The organism is Acinetobacter sp. WC-743, from assembly GCF_000335555.1.
In the GTDB taxonomy this organism is placed as follows: domain Bacteria; phylum Pseudomonadota; class Gammaproteobacteria; order Pseudomonadales; family Moraxellaceae; genus Acinetobacter; species Acinetobacter bereziniae.
Genome location: NZ_AMFQ01000151.1, coordinates 1 through 16,616, shown reverse-complemented (window position 1 = coordinate 16,616; position 16,616 = coordinate 1). Strand labels below are relative to the sequence as shown.

Here is a 16,616-nt window from a genome sequence, read left to right as displayed (position 1 = left end):
CAAGATCAATACTAATAAAGGCATATGAAGCATTTTTGACTTTTAAAAGATGTCTGCGATAAGGTGGATTATTAGGGATGAATTTTAATTTTTTTACTTTATTTTTATAAATTTTGGCTTTTAATACTTGGATTTTTAATAAGAATTTTCAACCAACCGTTATTTAGAAAGACTTAATAAAATCAGAAAGTCATTAAAAAATACAATTGATAATGATTATTGTTTTCATTAAATCTTAATCTTTACAATGCTTAGAATTTGATATGAAAGAAATGACAAAAAAATTATTCTGTGGGTTCTTCTTATTGTTGATCACACAACTTTCATATTCATATTATGGTAGTTGTGAAGATATTCTAATGGATTTAAAACTTTTTTGCGGTAATGGCGCATCAGGAGATTCTGAGTGCCAAGCGCTAGCTAAAGCAGCTAGTTCTTGTCCATCCAATAATTTAGGTCAATTACCAACGATAAAAGTAGAGGCTATAAGACCGAGTCCATTTCCTAATTTTCCTGAGGGAGGTGGTAGTTCTCCTGGTGGAAGTGGGGGAAATTCGGGTTCTGGTGATCGTGAGGTTATTTTTCCCAATTCAACACAAACAGAGTGTTCTACAGACACCACTGCTAATCCTATCGTGATTGCAAATGGAAAAAAGATCCAACAAGAGCAGGACTTTCTAGGCTCTGGTGAAATGCCATTAGCCTTTGTTCGATATTATGATTCTTTTGCGAGTGGTTCTGCGAACTTCTCAGCCAATGGGAAGTGGCGCCACAATTTTGACTATCGTTTAGCCAATGATGCGCAAGGAAGAAAAATTCGAAAATTACCAAACGGTGAAAATTACTACTTCAATGAGTTGATGCTGCTTCAGGGAACTCGTACAGAAATCAATGTTATTTTACCCGATGGTGGTGTTGAAACCTATACATTAGATGGACGGCTACTTCGTAAAAAGAATGCTCATAATGTTGGCTGGGTACTTTCTTATGATGAAAAGCAAAGATTAATTAAAGTGACACATACCAATGGGAAAACGGTGGTTTTAACATGGAATCAAGATGGTATGTTGGGCTCAGTGACAGATCCATCAGGGAATATTTATCTTTATAATTACGATTATAAATATGTATCTAGCTCTAGAAGATCTGGTAGGGTTGTATTACCTAAAAGAAAAATCACATATTTAGTTTCTGTCACTTATCCAAATAGTTTAGGTTCGCGAGCATACCATTATGGAGAGAATGGTGCAGGTGATCAGGTACTGAGTGGGATCTCTGTAAACGGTATCCGTTACAATAGTTATTCTTTTAATGGAAATAAAGCGATTCAAAGTGGTCGTAGTGATGGTACACAAGTTGATAACTTGGTTTTTGCCGATAATTATACAACAGTGACAAATCCTTTAGGTGCTGTGTTTAAGTATATTTATACCAATAATCAAAAAAATAAACTCGCTAGGATAGAAAGAAGTGGCGTCAATAATTGTCCAAATAGCAGTGCAACCACCACCTATGATAACAATGGGTATGTGATTTCCAAAAAAGACTGGAAGGGTATAGAAACACGCTATCAGCGTGATGGTTTTGGACGAATTACACAAGAAATATCAGGTATCCAGAACAATAACCTTGCCAATGCTCAAATCAGAAATTATAGCTATCTTGAACGAACAAATTTAATTACTCAAATCCAAATATTGGATGGTTCTAATCGTTTAATTCGGGATGAAGTATATAGCTACTATGGTGTGAATGAATCTGCGAGTTATCGACTTAAAAGTCAGAACATCTGTAATAAAACAGGGACAGTCAATTGTCGTGCAACGGGCTATGGCTATAGTTTACACAGCAATGGAATGTTGAGTGCTGTTGTGATCAACAGTAATGGTAAAAATACAATTTATCAATATGATTCTGAAGGGAATTTGAGTCAAAACACCAATGCATTAGGGCATGTAACATATTATTCAAATTATAATGGCTTAGGATTGGTCGGTAAAATTACCTATCCAAATGGTTTAATCGAAGATTATTTTTACAATGCTCGTGGTCAAACGACTCAAATCAGACAAACTCTTGATCAGAACCAGACTCGGACTCAAACATTTGAATATGGAGCATTTGGTGTCACGCAGATTGACCGTAATGGCGTGAGAGAATCTATCTATTACAATAATAATGGCACAGTTTCTCAAATTACTCATGGTCGAGGACGAGAGATTCTAAGTAGCCAAGAGTACCAATATTCTAATCTTGGACAACTGTTGAGTGTTCGCTATAAAGAAAGCGGTTCGCTTCGTTACTCCAAAGCCAATCAACATAATCAACTTGGTTGGACCACTGCGGATCTCGGTAACAATGGGCAAAACCAACGTTATGAATATGATGCAAATGGAAATGTCATCAAACAAACAGACTCTTTGGGCAATATAACCTCATATTCTTATGATTCACAAGGCAATATTAGTCGAGAATCTCGTAGTGATGGCTCATCTGTTACTTATTCCTATGATGCTTTTGGACAATTGCTCCGTGTGAACGATGCAAACAGTAATACGACGACATATGCTTATGATGGGTTTGGTCAGTTGTTATCAACAAACAGCCCTGATACAGGGTTAACCCAATATCAATATGATAATGAGGGTAACCTCATTTATTTAACACGTGGCAATTATGACAGGACAGTATATAGCTATGATGCTTTAAATCGTCGTATAAAAGCACAATCAGGCACTCATGTTCAAACTTGGGTTTATGACAATTGTAGTAATGGTATTGGACAATTGTGTGCAACAGCAGATGGGGTGACTTCCACAGGTTATGGATATACCAAAGACGGTCAGCTTGCGGTAGAAATCAAAACAATCGCTGGCGTTACTTATTCAACCTATTGGAGCTATGACAATCTCGGTAATTTGATTGGTGAAAGCCGTGAGAATGACAATAATAAGGTCATTTATGAATATGATGGATTAAATCGAGTTCGCGCTGTTAAATTTAAGACAGGTTCGACCATACAAACTATTGTCAACAATGTCACTTATGAGCCCTATGGTGGCATTAAAAGCTGGACTTATGGCAATGGTTTGTCACGACAAACCAGCTATGATCTAGACTACCGTTTAACAAGTATATATTCACCACGAGTTCAAAATCTAAAGCATGATTATAACGCCAATAATTGGATGACAAAAATTGATGATAGATTGAATAGAGGTCAATCAATTGACTATTGGTACGATACGCTTGGACAACTCAAGATAGCTTCATCTCGTTACAATGATGAACGTTGGCAAAATGATAGTAACTATAACCGAACCTACCGTTGGGGTAACAGTAATGCTGCGGCAAGTTATGTTCTTGGTCGAGGTAATCGTTTAAACAGTGCCACAGGTGCTGAAGCAAAAAGTTTTAGCTATGATAGTGTTGGTAATCTGATCCAGAAAACTGGTTATGGCGGAACAGTTAACTATACTTATGATGGCTTTAACCGTCTAAAAAGTGTCAATACAGGTGCAACAGTAAGTTATGACTATGATGTTTTTAATCTCCGTAGTCGTAAATCTGGCAGTGGCGGAACGATTAATTATATTTATTCTGCTGATGGTCGCTTATTGGCTGAAAGCCCACTTTCTAGTTCACAAAATGGCAGTTTGTCTAAGATTTATATTTGGTTGGGTGATCAACCGATTGGATTGGTTACAAACAATCAATTTTACTATATCCATAATGATCATTTAGGTCGTCCAGAGATTATTACAGATGCAAATCAAGCCATAGTATGGAAAGCACAACTCAGTAGTTATGACAGTGCTGTGATTCACAGTAGTATTGGGGACTTTAACTTAGGTTTTCCTGGACAGTATTTTGATGTTGAAAGTGCGCTTTGGTATAACTGGAATCGTTACTATGATGCCAGTATAGGGCGTTATACTCAGAGTGATCCGATTGGCTTGGCGGGTGGTTTAAATACCTATGCTTATGTAGAAAATAATCCGATTAATTTTTATGACTCTATGGGGCTTGCTGAAGAACATACGAATAATGCTCGACCATCAACTCTAGAAAAGCATGAAAAAGGTCAGTCTAGAAAACAAGCAGATCGAGGGGGAGAAAAAGGTGACCAAAATAGGCGGCCAAATAATAAGCGTCCACCTAACCATAAAGGACCTTGGCCACCGAAATCAATTGGCATAATTCCAGTATTATTAGCTTGCGATATTGATCCATGTAATCCAATTTGTGGAGCAATAGGTATGGGGGATAAGTGCAATAATAAGTGTAATTAAAAGGAGAAAATTTTGACAAATGATGAACTGATACAAAAAGGCCGTGAGCTAGTAAAACAAGCTGTTCCAGATTACGAACAAGCTTATAAACTATTAGACCTTGCATATAAACGAGGATCTCCAGAGGCAACTTACGCAATTGCAACATGGTATTTACATGGTGGTCATTTTTTGGAACAAGATTATGTCAAAGGAACCGAATATCTAAAAAAAGCGGCAGAAATGAAATGGCCTGATGCAATGTATGATTTGGCTGTTAGTTATGAAAGAGGAGTATATGTTTCTAAAAATAAAAAAAAAGCGTTTTTATTATATTTACAATCAGCTTTAAGAGGCTCATCTGAAGCGGTTTATGAAGTTTCTAGATGCTATTATTTTGGTATCGGTACTAGGAAAAATAAAATTCTTGGAACTATTTGGTATGATCGAGCTGAAGAGTTAGGAAGCGTACGGAATGATAGTTAGCTCTTAATGTTGAAATTAATATAATTTAACCCAAAATAGAATGTTAATATTATGAAAAAGAAATCAAATTTTTTATTTGGATTTATTATTGTAATAGTATTCACATATATTATATATGAGTTTCTGAGTGAGGTTAATCAAAAAAAAGAGTGGGCTATCATGCAAACCGTGGAAAGCGATAATAATCATAATGATTGGAGGATTGTTCGTGAACCTATGGGGATTTCATTAATCTTATTAGGTGTGAAAGCTAAAAGCGACAAAACACCAATTGTATGGATATCATTGAATAAAAAAGAAATAAAAGTATTTCCAAAAGGTGTTAATTTTATATTGTCTTGTAAAGAAATTGATAAAATAAATGAGCAATATAAAATGGAAGAGATCGCCTATAAATTTTTGCAAAAAAAATGTATTAACTAGATTTTAGGGAAATTATTATAAATTCTATGATGTTAGTCATCATTGAATAATTGGAGCTAACCGATCGGGAATATTTGAAGTACCGATTGAAAGAGTTGAATTACCATACGGTTATTACAGAACACCAGCAGATCCTATGTACACACCAGGAGGATATTAATGGATATTATTTATTCTATTCGCGCAAACATAATCTCTTGTAGAAATGTTTTGTTAAATGGAAATCCAAAAGAGCATATTGTTGATTGTCTTCAATATGTTATTGATAATTCCTCATTCGTTCCTGTAGAGAGTACGCGTAGAATACTTGATTTCTGTTTAAAAGAGGTATTATTACAAGTTCATTCTTCGGATTTTCGTAGTGCTGGAATGATTTTGAATTTAATACACAATCTACCGCTAGATAAAGAAAAAGAAGAGGTATGGGATGTTGACTATTTTTTGTCTTCAGAATTAATTACCTTTTTGCGAAATTATAAAACTATTATATCGGCAAGAAAAATAGCTTTTTTTGTCTGTAAAGAGCTAAGTTCAAAGTATGTTGAATGAAGAGGACTGGGGTAAAATAAATTATTAAATTTTTATTAGCGCGGTAATCCTTAAATAAAGAGATGACTTGTAATGGAGAAATAGAAATTGTTGACTAAAAACATATTATTCTTATTTTCTTTAATTATAGGTATTCTTTTAATAGGATGTATTTATTTGATTTCTACATTTCATAAATTAAATTTTGTGGAGTCTAATCTATTAAAATCTAGAGTTATCAATGTATGCATGAGGATGCCAAATGAGAAAATTCCTAGTTATTTTTGGACTTCGATGGATTATGAAATTAAAAAAATTAAATTTATAGATCGTAATCAAAGAGTAAAATTTTATACTGTTATTTTAGTTGTCTGTGGTGATAAAATTTCAAGAAATCATGAGCAAAGCTTAATTTTTTACGAAAATGTAAAAATTGAAGATACTGAATTATTAATAAATAGCTTAAAAGAATTTATAAATAGGCATAAATATAAAAAGGTATCTGGAGGTGAAATTCAAATGTTAGAGAAATGGGTGGAATATTTTAATGTGAAGTTAAAAGAGAAAAGCTATGAAAATATCCATAATTAGCTTTATTTGTCTGATGATTACTGGGTGCAACTTTATGAAGGTAGACCGCTGTTTGGATAAAGGTGGTCGTTGGGATAAAGAAAAACAAGAATGTATCTACCTTGATGAGTTAAACAAAATTGCTCTGAGGGGTGGTTTTGAAATACCAGAAAAATTTAAATGATATTGAATACTTACACCACTTCTAAAATACCGAACACAAACAACAGCGACTCAACTTAACTCTTGTGGATCAACATCAATCGTTACTTTCATTGTAGATGGTTTTTGCTGTAACAATAGTGGCCACCATTGATGGACATAAAAGTGCATTTTTGCCCGATCTTGTGAAAGCAATACCACATGTGCTTGGTAACGACCCGCTTTACGCTCCATTGGGGCTGGAATAGGTCCCCAAATATCAATTAAGTGTGGTTCCGACATTTGACGAAGTAATTGCGTCATTTCAGTCAAAAACTTTAGATTTTCTTCCTGATGTTTAGATTCACAGCGTATCAAACTGGCATAGCGAAAAGGGGGAAGCAAAGCGGCTTGACGATCTTTTAAGGTTTGCTTGGCAAAGGTTCGATAGTCATTGTGAATCAAAGTATTTAATAAAGGATGATCAGGTCGAAGTGTTTGCAAATAGACTTCTCCTTTGTTCTCTCCACGACCTGCCCGACCTGCAACTTGAATAATCAATTGGGCTGTACGCTCTGTTGCTCGAAAGTCGACACTGAGTAAACCTGCATCTATATCTAAGATTGCAACCAAAGTGACATATGGGAAATGATGCCCTTTGGCGAGCATTTGCGTCCCAAGCAAAATCGTGGGTTCACTTTTTTGAATCTGATCATAGATTTTCTGCCAACTGCCGACACGGCTAGTTGAATCCCGATCGACGCGAAGTACAGGAAAGTTGGGGAATAATTCAGTTAAGGTTTCTTCAACCTTTGCAGTTCCCATGCCGATTGGTTTTAATTGTTGTTGATTGCATTGTGGGCAGGCATCAGGCAAACGATTAATCGTCCCACAATGATGACAGTGTAAATGCTGATAAGGTTTTAAGTGTAAGGTAAAGTGTGCATCACAATTTGGGCAATTGGCTTGCCATCCACAACTTTCACAAATTAATACAGGTGCATAACCGCGACGATTTAAAAAGATTAAGACCTGTTCTTTTTTATCTAAACGCTTTTTAATTTCCCCGATTAAAACATCACTTAAGCCATGTTGCTTCTTAGCAACTTTTAAATCAATCAAATGCATTTTCGGCATCAATGCGACGCCTGCACGTTGATTTAATTCAATACGTGTCAGCTTTTCTTGACGAGCCAAATAATAGCTTTCAATACTTGGTGTGGCAGAACCTAAGATAATTGGACAATTTTCTAAATGCGCACGGTATAAAGCAACATCACGGGCATGATAACGGAAACCTTCTTGTTGTTTAAATGAAAGATCATGCTCTTCATCCAGAATAATTAAACCGAGATTAGGTAAAGGTGTATAAATTGCAGAGCGAGTCCCTAAAATAATAGAGGCTTTACCTGTTTGTGCATGTTGCCATGCTTGTAAACGTTTGCTGTCATTTAAACCAGAGTGAAGCAATGCAATATTGCAATGAAAGCGTGACTGAAAACGGCTGATGGTTTGTGGTGTTAAGCCAATTTCAGGGACTAAAACAAGCACTTGTTTGCCTTGTTTCAGTACCTCATGCATCACTTGTAAATAAACCTCAGTTTTACCACTTCCCGTTAGACCATCTAACAAAAATGCTTGATATTTCTTTAGTGCCTTTAAAATCGTTTGGATGGCTTTCTTTTGATCTTCATTGGGAGTGAGTGGCAACTGAGCCAATTGAACTGGTTCAGGTTGAGTATTTTGAGGTTCAAGTGCAAATTGGATAATTGCTTTTTTCTCAAGCACTTTTAGTGTTGCTGTTTCAATACCACTCAGATTTAGGATATTTTCCTGCGTTCCTTTTGGATGTAATTTTAGAATTTTATAAGCATCTTGTTGTTTTTCAGAACGCTTTACTTTGTCTTCAGCATGTAAATCTATCACTTTCCAAACACGAGCCAATAAATCATAAGGTTTACCTTGGCGGAGTAATGTAGGAAGGGCAGTTTGAATCACCTCACCAATTGGGAATTGGTAATATTGCGATGACCATGTCAATAAATTTAAAACTTTACTGTCTAGAATAGCGTGATCATCTAATAGTTTAGTAATTGCTTTGAGTTTAAAATGAGAGTCTATAGGTTCATCAATCGGAATTTTTTTTACAATCACCCCAACAAGATTTTGTCGTCCGAAAGACACAGCAACACGTGCACCGATTTCTGCCTGTGCGTACTGTTCAGCACTCACTTGATAGTCAAAACAGTCATTCAAATACACTGGAACAGCAACTTGAACACGATAAATAGTTTGTGGTGTAACAATGGTATTCGGCATTTTAAATTCAGTGGCTCATTAATTTAGTGAGGCTGTGATGAAATTGTTTCATGTCCATATTCGGCTTGTGTTAGAGTGTAACCGTCATTGATAGACATGAATATGAATGATTTATAGGGTATGACGCAACAGCGTAATCAAAAAATTTGGGAAAATTAGAGCATAACAATGCCAGCATATCAATTTACTGCGCTTGATGCTTCAGGAAAGCAGCACAAAGGCGTGTTAGAAGGTGATTCAGCTCGCCAGATTCGTCAACAATTACGGGATAAAGAATGGATTCCTGTAAGCGTAGATGCTGTTGAACAAAAAGACAAAAATAAAAGTTCGGGTTTGTTTCAACGTAAATTTTCAGCCTATGATTTGGCACTCATGACACGTCAGCTTTCCGTTTTGGTTGCTGCTGCAATTCCACTTGAGGAGGCTTTACGTGCCGTTGCCAAACAAAGTGAAAAAGTCTACGTGCAAAATCTTTTGCTTTCTGTACGTTCCAAAGTTTTAGAAGGACATTCTCTAGCACAAGCGATGCAACAAATAGGGCGTTTCCCTGATTTATATATTGCGACAATTGCTGCGGGTGAGCGTTCAGGGCATTTAGATTTAATTTTAGACCAACTTACAGACTACACGGAAAACCGTTTTGCGATGCAAAAGAAAATTCAAGGTGCAATGATCTATCCGATTATTCTCATGTTTATGTCTTTTGCAATCGTTATGGGCTTGATGACTTATGTTGTTCCAGACATCGTCAAAACGTTTGACCAAAGCAAACAGGCTTTACCTTGGATTACGGTGGCTTTGATGAAAGCCAGTGAAATTATTCGGCAAGCTTGGCCATTTATTTTGGTTGCCAGTGTGGTGGGAATCTTCTTACTGATTCGTTTTTTACGAACATCGGCAGGGCATTATGCTTTTGATCGTTTAACGCTCAAACTGCCATTAATTGGTAAATTATCTCGTGGTATAAATGCTGCACGTTTTGCCAGTACCTTGTCCATTCTCACTCAATCAGGTGTGCCTTTGGTCGATGCTTTAAAAATTGGTGCAGCCGTGAGTAGTAATTGGGTCATTCGTGATGCAGTCAATGTTGCTGCAGAAAAAGTGACAGAAGGTGGGAATTTGGCAACGCAATTGGAGCGCTGTGGTTATTTCCCACCAATGATGGTACAAATGATTAAAAGCGGTGAAGCTTCTGGTGAGTTAGATCGAATGCTAAGTCGTGCATCAGATATGCAGGATCGAGAAGTATCTTCATTTATTTCAACTTTATTGGCATTATTGGAACCGTTAATGTTGGTATTTATGGCGGGTATTGTTTTAGTGATTGTGATTGCTGTCATGTTGCCAATCGTCAATATGAACAATATGATTTAAGCCAATTATTTTTATAAAGAATAGAGAGTAAGTAGATGCTACGTAAGATGAATAGGACTCGTCAGTCAGGTTTTACCTTAATTGAAGTGATGGTTGTGATTGTGATTTTAGGTGTACTTGCCGCTTTGATCGTGCCGAATGTGATGGGACGTGGAGAAAAAGCCAAAGTTGATACCACTAAGATTACTTTAAAAGGTGTGGCAGGTGCACTTGATCAATATAAGTTGGACAATGGTCATTATCCGAATAGCCAAGAAGGTGGTTTAGATGCCTTGGTCAACCAACCTGCAACAGCGAAAAACTGGTTACCAGGTGGTTATGTTAAAGGTGGCTATCCAAAAGACAGTTGGGAAAATGATATTCAATATGTCATTCCGGGTTCAGAAGGTCGTAAGTTTGATTTATATTCTTTTGGCGCAGATGGTAAACAGGGCGGAGAAGGAAACGATGCTGATATTTATTACCAGCCATAATTAAAAGTATTTTTTGCAGTACTTTATGGAATTAATCACTTCACTTTATCGAGATAATAAATGTGGAGTGAAGTGATAATATTTCTTATTTGATAAATATATTGTAAGCCATTGAAATTTATCAGCTATGTTAAACAATTCATGTTTGAGAGTTATAATAAGAATTATTCCCATGTTTGATAGTTACAAGAATGTTAAATTGTGAATAAAAATAGACTTTTTATTTATTAAAAAGCTTGCATAATAGTTCTCAAGGCAATTTAAATTGCTTGGAGGATGAGATGAAAGCATTATTATTATCAGATGAAATTAGCCAATTTCATTGGACGATGCTCAAATCTGTTCTTTTAATTTTGAGCTTATTGCCGATTAGCCAGTTTTTTTTAAACCTTTGGCAAAATGCCGATGCCAGTAGTCAAATCGTAATTGGGTTTATGGCGATTAGCGTATTTAGTGCATTATCTATTATCAGTTTTTATAATGCTTTAAATTTAACGGTGATTCAGTTAAAAACTGAATTCTCATCATTATTAGAACAATATTTAGTACGTTCATACCGTTATGTTCCTATGCTGTTTCTAGCAGGCATGTTGTCATATTTAGTGACTCAAATTTAATTGGCGCGTTAAAACCGAGGAAATGTCCTCGGTTTTTCGTTTCTGTGTTTTAACTGTTTTGATTAAAAACTGAAATTTAATCCAATTAACTCGGTTGAACAATAAGCATCGTTATTTTACGCACAATCGGTAAAACCAGAAGCAATACTGGAAATGCGATCAGCCATGAAATTCCCCATGCTGAAACCCACGTATTGACGGAAAAATTGTCGAAACCCATACTTCTTAACGTACTAATGCATGACACAATAAAGGTCATAATAATTGATAAAAAGAAAGGCATTACAATTGCAGCATAACGATTTGGAATTTTTCTTAAATATAAAGAAGAAGATTGAGACTTTTGCATTTTTTACTCCGTAAACCAACAAACGCCAGTGCCACATCAAAATATTCAAATTTTGATAAAAAATAGCTCCAAGCCTTGTTGGAGATATGTTGGCACGTTGATTGACGTAAACGTTTACGGCTTTATGATCAGCACAGCTACTGTAGCATAAAGCGAGAAACAATTGAAAGAAAAAATCAGTGAATGGCAGATAAAGTATAGCGACATATAATTGAATTAGATTCGTTTTTTAAAAATTTGGTATGTTGAATAAATGTCCTTTTTAAATGATTCATTGTCCATTTCATATAAGGTCGATGGGGCTAAATTTATTTAAGATGTTAGGGCTGTTGACATTTCATAAATGGCTTGCGTTGTAGGTTAAAATTGAGCAGGCATGAGGAATATCCTTCGCAAGGAAAGGAAGAGAATAGCGAGACTATTTTTAAGTTTCATAACACGGGCTGAGATAATTTCAACCACAACCCTGAGCAAAAAAAAGCATGACTTTGTTTGTAACGCAAGTTGCAGCGGGGGACTTGTGTGTTTTTTATCGCTTCGTCGTTCCCCTGTGAAACAGTGTTTCTCATCATTTAGAATGGCTAAATTTCGTATTTTTTGCCTAGTGTCGGCTAAAAACACACATAGTCTCAAACATAGGTGAATTGTCAGCAGATCCTAGATATTTATGGTGATCAATAGAAAGAGGGAAACCAAATGCAACAAATTGAATGGAATGACTTTCTTAAAGTGGAATTACGTGTAGGAAAAATTATTCAAGCTGAAGTATTTGAGAAGGCGCGTAATCCTGCCTATATTTTACATGTCGATTTTGGAGAGGAGATTGGTATTAAAAAATCCAGTGCGCAGATTACCCAACTCTATCAGCCTGAAAACTTAATTGGAAAGTTGGTCGTTGCTGTGATTAATTTCCCAAAGAAACAAATTGGTCCGATTCAATCTGAGTGTTTAGTGACAGGCTTTCATAATCAAGACGGGCATGTTGCCTTGTGTGTCCCTGATTTGGATGTGCCTTTAGGGACCAAGTTACTTTAACGTTATGATATATCCGTATCAAAAACACCTCCTTTATGATGCATAGAGAAGGTGCTTTTGATGCGATTGGGGGACTGCTTTAGCGTCGTGCTTTAAAACTGATGTCGACTGTTTTAGGGCGATAAAACCAACCTAAAATTAACAATAAAAGCGATAAAATTAAAATCGGATAATCGCTAAAACGGGTATACCACGTCTCACCTTGCATTGCAGGTAAATCCCCACGCAGAACCGCTTTCTGATCTACAGGCGCTTGTTTTACGATATGTCCATTGTGGTCAATAAAAGCAGTTACGCCTGTGTTGGTAGCACGGATAAACCAACGCCCATTCTCTTTGGCACGCATTTGAACCATTTGCAAATGTTGTAATGGACCTGCAGTTCCCGTAAACCATGCATCATTCGAAACAGTCACTAAAAAATCACTGTTGATCGCATTGCGTCGGGTAAGATTTGGATAAGCAACTTCATAGCAAATCGCAGCAGCTAAATCATGTCCTTTAATATTAAAAGGCTTTTGATTCGATGCACCTTGAGAAAAGCCACTCATCGATGGATCATTTTGCAAAGCGGGTAAGACCCAAGATAACAATCCAGAAAGTGGAATGTACTCACCAAAAGGGACTAAACGTTGTTTTTTATACAAACCTGAAGAATCTGCACCAGAAGCCATCATGCTGTTGTAATACATTGGATAGCCATTCTTTTTTGATTCTTTTAAATCCCAATAAGGAATGCCTGTCACCCATGCAGTACCCGAGCTTTTGGCTTGCTGATCCATCATCTCCAAAAATTGTTCAATATCTGTTTGAAATAGGGGAATGGATGATTCAGGCCAAACAATGAGATCTCTACCCCATTCAGTACGACTTAAGTTGACATAAATTTCTAAAGTCTTGACTTGGTATTCGGTTAGCCATTTTAAATCTTGAGGAATATTACCTTGAATGAGCGATACAGAGAGCGGTTTTTCAGCTTTCGGTTGTACAAAAGTGATAAAAGAAGCTCCCCAGGCGCCAAGTAAAACAACAAGCGCAGGAACAACCCAAAACACTTTCCTATTCAGGATTTCCACCACGGCACAGGCAAGAAGAATAACGGCAAAAGACACCGCAAATACACCAAATAAAGGCGCATAACTATCTAAGAATCGTTCAGTGAACGCATATCCTGCAAACAACCACGGAAAACCGGTGAACACCCATGTTTTAGACCATTCAAAGATGATCCAAAGCGGTGTAAACGTTAATGGGGTTTCAGGGAAAAAACGACGATAAACCCATGTCTGGACTGCCGTAAATAGCCCCATCACAAATGCCATAACTGCAATCATCAATACGCTGAGGACTGCATTGGTATCACCATAAACGTGGATGGAGGTATAAAGCCAAAATGCCCCAACAAACCACAGTCCAAAGCCATAGCTAAGACCTATGGCAAAGGCTTGACGAGGACTACGACCTTTTAAGCAAGCATAAAGTAAGGCTGGTGATAAGATTGCCAGCCACCACCAATAATAAGGTGCGAGTGCTAAACTAAACACTGCACCTGAGATTAATGCGATGACTAAAGGGAAAATGAGGGGTAATTGTTTTTGTTGTTGTGATGAATTTAACAGCTTGTCAAAATAGGCTCTCATTTACGTACAGCTCGAATCAGATGAATAGTGCGGGCATCTGCTTCAACAATGGTAAATTGCCAATCTTCAAGTTCAACCACTTGACCTTGAAGATCACTGACTAAACCAATTTCCTGAAGCAGTAATCCGCCCATAGTTTCTACTTCATCATCGGAAAATTCAGCATCTAAAACATTGTTAAAATGTTCAATTGGTGTAAGTGCTTGCACAATCCATGCATTGGCTATGTTATGAGTGGTATCAGGAATGATAAATTGAGCTTCTTCATCGGCATTGTCATGCTCATCTTCAATTTCGCCAACAATTTCTTCAAGAATATCTTCCAAAGTCACCAAACCAGCAGTTGAACCATATTCATCAATGACAACGGCAATATGAGTCTGGGTATTTTTTAACATTCTCAAAACTTGATCTGATCGCGCACTTTCAGGGACAAATAAAGGCTGGCGCATTAATGCATGAACATCTACACCAGAGCTACGATTGGTTAAAAATGGCAATAGATCTTTAGCCAATAAAATCCCTACCACGTTTTCAGGTTGGTCAGATGAGAAAACTGGAAAACGTGAATGTGCGGATTCAATCAGCACATCTAAAATATCAAGAAGTTGGTCGTCTTCTTGCAAGCTCACCATCGCTGTGCGAGGGGTCATCACTTCACGAATTTTTGTGGCAGGAAGGTCTAACACGCCCTCTAACATTGCCACAGTATCGGGTTCTAAAAAACGACGTGAATCTTGTACTAATTTTAGCAGTTCATCGCGGGTTTCTGGTGCTGTACCTAACCATTTGCGTAAGCCACGCATTCCCCACGACGGGCCTGATTCCTCGTGCATGATCTTTCCTAAAGACTCTTAATATCTAGTAAATGTTTTTTTATCATACCGAAGAAAATACAGATGTCTATCTATTAAATAAGGTAAATAGATGAATGCATGCGTCATTTTTACACAGAGATAACAAGCCTTATTGATTATTTGAGTTTGTGTTAAAATCTTGGACTGATTTAGCTTTTTTGAGATGAGATATGTCTGAACCATTGCCTACAGCAAACATTCAATTAAATACACGTGGCTTGCGTTGTCCTGAGCCTGTAATGATGTTGCATCAAGCAATTCGGAAATCTAAATCTGGCGATGTTGTTGAAATCTTTGCAACAGACAATTCAACCTCTTGGGATATTCCTAAGTTTTGTATGCATTTGGGACATGAACTCGTTTTACAAGAAGAAATTTTGGATGATGCGGGCAATAAAGAATTTCATTATCTCGTCAAAAAAGGTTAATTCTTAAACAATAGCAAAATCATAGAATATTCGTTGAGGCAGATGCATAAACATAATTTTATTGTTTTTATCAAGTGCATCTGGCTAGCGATATTCAATAGCTCATCAAGGTTTAAAAGCCAATTAACAAGTAAACATTTTTATAAAGTTGAATACAAAAATGAGAGATAAAGCTTTTAAAAATAATTGATAATTGTGATACAGATTTTGAATAAATTCTTTCTAAAATCAATTGCAAATGAGAGTGTCTAGAAAGTTGGATAATCTTTGTATTTGGTTTTAGTTACTTTATGTTTTTGATAAATATAAGAAAATATTAAATTTTACAAATTTTCAATGACAGTTTTTTGACTTTTGAGTATAATCTAAACACATTTGTTAATAATAATTAAATCATTCTAATGAATAGTTTAGTCAATAGTATTTATAAAGTATTGGATCAGTTAGGATTAACCGCTCAAAAAAGAGCTTTGCATATTCAGTTTAGCAATCCTGATTTGACTACCCAAGTGTTCTTGCAACGCATTGATGGACAACATGCCATCAATCAAGGCGTGTCTGCGGAACTGATCTGTCTTGCAACATCTGCAAATATTCCACTCAAACAGTTTATCGGTTGCCAAGCTGCAATCGACCAAGTCACCGACCGCGGACAACTGTTCCGTACCACAGGCATCATTACCGAAGCTGCACAGGGACAAAGTGATGGTGCACTGACGGTCTATAAGCTCAAACTTGAGGATGCGACGTCACTGTGGCATAAACGCCGTAATAGTAGAGTGTTTCTGAATAAGTCAGTGATACAAGTCATTGAAATATTGCATAAAGAATGGCAGCAAAGAAGTCCGCTGTTTGCTGCTAGTTTGAGTTTAGATAAAACTGGGCTGACCAAAGACTACGATGTTCGTCCATTGATTATACAGATGAACGAAAGCGACCACGATCTACTTACTCGTTTGATGAGAAGTGAAAATTTAAGCTGGTTGATTGATGAAGCCGAACTGAACGTTGCTAACATTTCAGCACCGATCCAAGCCCAAAAACTACGTTTAATTGATGACAACAGCCAATACACTGCGTTAGAACGCAGAAGCATCCGCTTTCAC

At 36.6% G+C, this 16,616-nt stretch carries 16 protein-coding genes; 12 read left to right on the top strand and 4 right to left on the bottom strand.

The window, feature by feature from the left end:
* Positions 1–272 precede the first annotated feature (272 nt).
* The 6 genes from ACINWC743_RS22700 (at position 273) to ACINWC743_RS25150 (ending at position 6,462) form a co-directional block, all read left to right on the top strand.
* Positions 273–4,292 carry an RHS repeat-associated core domain-containing protein gene (locus tag ACINWC743_RS22700; protein ID WP_009587182.1) on the top strand — a complete coding sequence of 1,340 codons (4,020 nt, stop codon included), beginning with the start codon at positions 273–275 and terminating at the stop codon, positions 4,290–4,292.
* Positions 4,293–4,304: 12 nt separating this feature from the next.
* The gene (locus tag ACINWC743_RS25040; RefSeq protein ID WP_009587178.1) at positions 4,305–4,757 is read left to right on the top strand and encodes a tetratricopeptide repeat protein; all 453 of its coding nucleotides are present in this window, start codon (positions 4,305–4,307) and stop codon (positions 4,755–4,757) included.
* 51 nt (positions 4,758–4,808) lie between these two features.
* Positions 4,809–5,180, top strand: a complete 372-nt coding sequence (locus ACINWC743_RS22690) for a hypothetical protein (protein ID WP_035301598.1) — start codon at positions 4,809–4,811, stop codon at positions 5,178–5,180.
* Positions 5,181–5,339: 159 nt separating this feature from the next.
* Positions 5,340–5,729 carry a hypothetical protein gene (locus ACINWC743_RS22685; RefSeq protein WP_005034252.1) on the top strand — a complete coding sequence of 130 codons (390 nt, stop codon included), beginning with the start codon at positions 5,340–5,342 and terminating at the stop codon, positions 5,727–5,729.
* A gap of 273 nt (positions 5,730–6,002) precedes the next feature.
* Positions 6,003–6,299 carry a hypothetical protein gene (locus ACINWC743_RS25035; RefSeq protein WP_009587177.1) on the top strand — a complete coding sequence of 99 codons (297 nt, stop codon included), beginning with the start codon at positions 6,003–6,005 and terminating at the stop codon, positions 6,297–6,299.
* 34 nt (positions 6,300–6,333) lie between these two features.
* The gene (locus ACINWC743_RS25150) at positions 6,334–6,462 is read left to right on the top strand and encodes a hypothetical protein (protein WP_009587170.1); all 129 of its coding nucleotides are present in this window, start codon (positions 6,334–6,336) and stop codon (positions 6,460–6,462) included.
* A gap of 50 nt (positions 6,463–6,512) precedes the next feature.
* Here the strand turns inward: ACINWC743_RS25150 and ACINWC743_RS22670 are convergent, their stop codons facing one another.
* Positions 6,513–8,738, bottom strand: coding sequence for a primosomal protein N' (locus tag ACINWC743_RS22670; RefSeq protein ID WP_009587198.1), 2,226 nt, complete (start codon positions 8,736–8,738; stop codon positions 6,513–6,515).
* A 168-nt stretch (positions 8,739–8,906) separates the two neighbouring features.
* On the opposite strand from ACINWC743_RS22670, the gene gspF reads away from it, so the two are divergent.
* The 3 genes from gspF to ACINWC743_RS22655 all read left to right on the top strand — a co-directional run bounded on the left by gspF (position 8,907) and on the right by ACINWC743_RS22655 (position 11,202).
* Entirely contained in the window at positions 8,907–10,112 is a 1,206-nt protein-coding gene (gspF, locus tag ACINWC743_RS22665) for a type II secretion system inner membrane protein GspF (protein WP_009587162.1), read from the top strand.
* Positions 10,113–10,147: 35 nt separating this feature from the next.
* On the top strand, positions 10,148–10,585 hold the full coding sequence (gene gspG, locus ACINWC743_RS22660) for a type II secretion system major pseudopilin GspG (RefSeq protein ID WP_004825310.1): 438 nt from the start codon (positions 10,148–10,150) through the stop codon (positions 10,583–10,585).
* A 281-nt stretch (positions 10,586–10,866) separates the two neighbouring features.
* Positions 10,867–11,202 carry a hypothetical protein gene (locus ACINWC743_RS22655; RefSeq protein ID WP_004825308.1) on the top strand — a complete coding sequence of 112 codons (336 nt, stop codon included), beginning with the start codon at positions 10,867–10,869 and terminating at the stop codon, positions 11,200–11,202.
* An 85-nt stretch (positions 11,203–11,287) separates the two neighbouring features.
* Here ACINWC743_RS22655 and ACINWC743_RS22650 read toward each other — a convergent pair whose 3' ends face one another.
* Positions 11,288–11,551 (bottom strand): DUF2798 domain-containing protein, encoded by a 264-nt coding sequence (locus ACINWC743_RS22650; protein ID WP_009587172.1) that lies wholly within the window; start codon positions 11,549–11,551, stop codon positions 11,288–11,290.
* A gap of 696 nt (positions 11,552–12,247) precedes the next feature.
* Here ACINWC743_RS22650 and ACINWC743_RS22640 point away from each other — a divergent pair.
* Complete coding sequence (locus ACINWC743_RS22640) at positions 12,248–12,586, top strand: tRNA-binding protein (RefSeq protein ID WP_009587167.1); 339 nt, start codon at positions 12,248–12,250, stop codon at positions 12,584–12,586.
* Positions 12,587–12,665: 79 nt separating this feature from the next.
* Here the strand turns inward: ACINWC743_RS22640 and lnt are convergent, their stop codons facing one another.
* On the bottom strand, positions 12,666–14,225 hold the full coding sequence (lnt, locus tag ACINWC743_RS22635) for an apolipoprotein N-acyltransferase (protein WP_009587171.1): 1,560 nt from the start codon (positions 14,223–14,225) through the stop codon (positions 12,666–12,668).
* Entirely contained in the window at positions 14,222–15,061 is an 840-nt protein-coding gene (locus ACINWC743_RS22630; protein ID WP_004825299.1) for an HlyC/CorC family transporter, read from the bottom strand. Before ACINWC743_RS22630 ends, lnt begins: the two co-directional genes overlap by 4 nt.
* Positions 15,062–15,252: 191 nt before the next feature.
* Between ACINWC743_RS22630 and tusA the strand changes: the two genes are divergently transcribed.
* Positions 15,253–15,510: a sulfurtransferase TusA gene (gene tusA, locus ACINWC743_RS22625; RefSeq protein ID WP_009587192.1), complete on the top strand. Its 258-nt coding sequence runs from the start codon at positions 15,253–15,255 to the stop codon at positions 15,508–15,510.
* Positions 15,511–15,911: 401 nt separating this feature from the next.
* Positions 15,912–16,616, top strand: a 705-nt coding sequence (locus ACINWC743_RS22620) for a phage late control D family protein (protein WP_009587204.1), incomplete at its 3' end; no start/stop codon positions are given.

Coding starts and splice junctions, on each gene's coding strand:
- tusA (WP_009587192.1), top strand. CDS start 15,253: ATGTCTGAACCATTGCCTACAGCAAACATTCAATTAAATACACGTGGC.
- ACINWC743_RS22700 (WP_009587182.1), top strand. CDS start 273: ATGACAAAAAAATTATTCTGTGGGTTCTTCTTATTGTTGATCACACAA.
- ACINWC743_RS22690 (WP_035301598.1), top strand. CDS start 4,809: ATGAAAAAGAAATCAAATTTTTTATTTGGATTTATTATTGTAATAGTA.
- gspF (WP_009587162.1), top strand. CDS start 8,907: ATGCCAGCATATCAATTTACTGCGCTTGATGCTTCAGGAAAGCAGCAC.
- ACINWC743_RS22655 (WP_004825308.1), top strand. CDS start 10,867: ATGAAAGCATTATTATTATCAGATGAAATTAGCCAATTTCATTGGACG.
- lnt (WP_009587171.1), bottom strand. CDS start 14,225: ATGAGAGCCTATTTTGACAAGCTGTTAAATTCATCACAACAACAAAAA.
- ACINWC743_RS22630 (WP_004825299.1), bottom strand. CDS start 15,061: ATGCACGAGGAATCAGGCCCGTCGTGGGGAATGCGTGGCTTACGCAAA.
- ACINWC743_RS25035 (WP_009587177.1), top strand. CDS start 6,003: ATGGATTATGAAATTAAAAAAATTAAATTTATAGATCGTAATCAAAGA.
- ACINWC743_RS22650 (WP_009587172.1), bottom strand. CDS start 11,551: ATGCAAAAGTCTCAATCTTCTTCTTTATATTTAAGAAAAATTCCAAAT.
- ACINWC743_RS25150 (WP_009587170.1), top strand. CDS start 6,334: ATGAAGGTAGACCGCTGTTTGGATAAAGGTGGTCGTTGGGATAAAGAA.
- ACINWC743_RS22685 (WP_005034252.1), top strand. CDS start 5,340: ATGGATATTATTTATTCTATTCGCGCAAACATAATCTCTTGTAGAAAT.
- ACINWC743_RS22640 (WP_009587167.1), top strand. CDS start 12,248: ATGCAACAAATTGAATGGAATGACTTTCTTAAAGTGGAATTACGTGTA.
- ACINWC743_RS22670 (WP_009587198.1), bottom strand. CDS start 8,738: ATGCCGAATACCATTGTTACACCACAAACTATTTATCGTGTTCAAGTT.
- gspG (WP_004825310.1), top strand. CDS start 10,148: ATGCTACGTAAGATGAATAGGACTCGTCAGTCAGGTTTTACCTTAATT.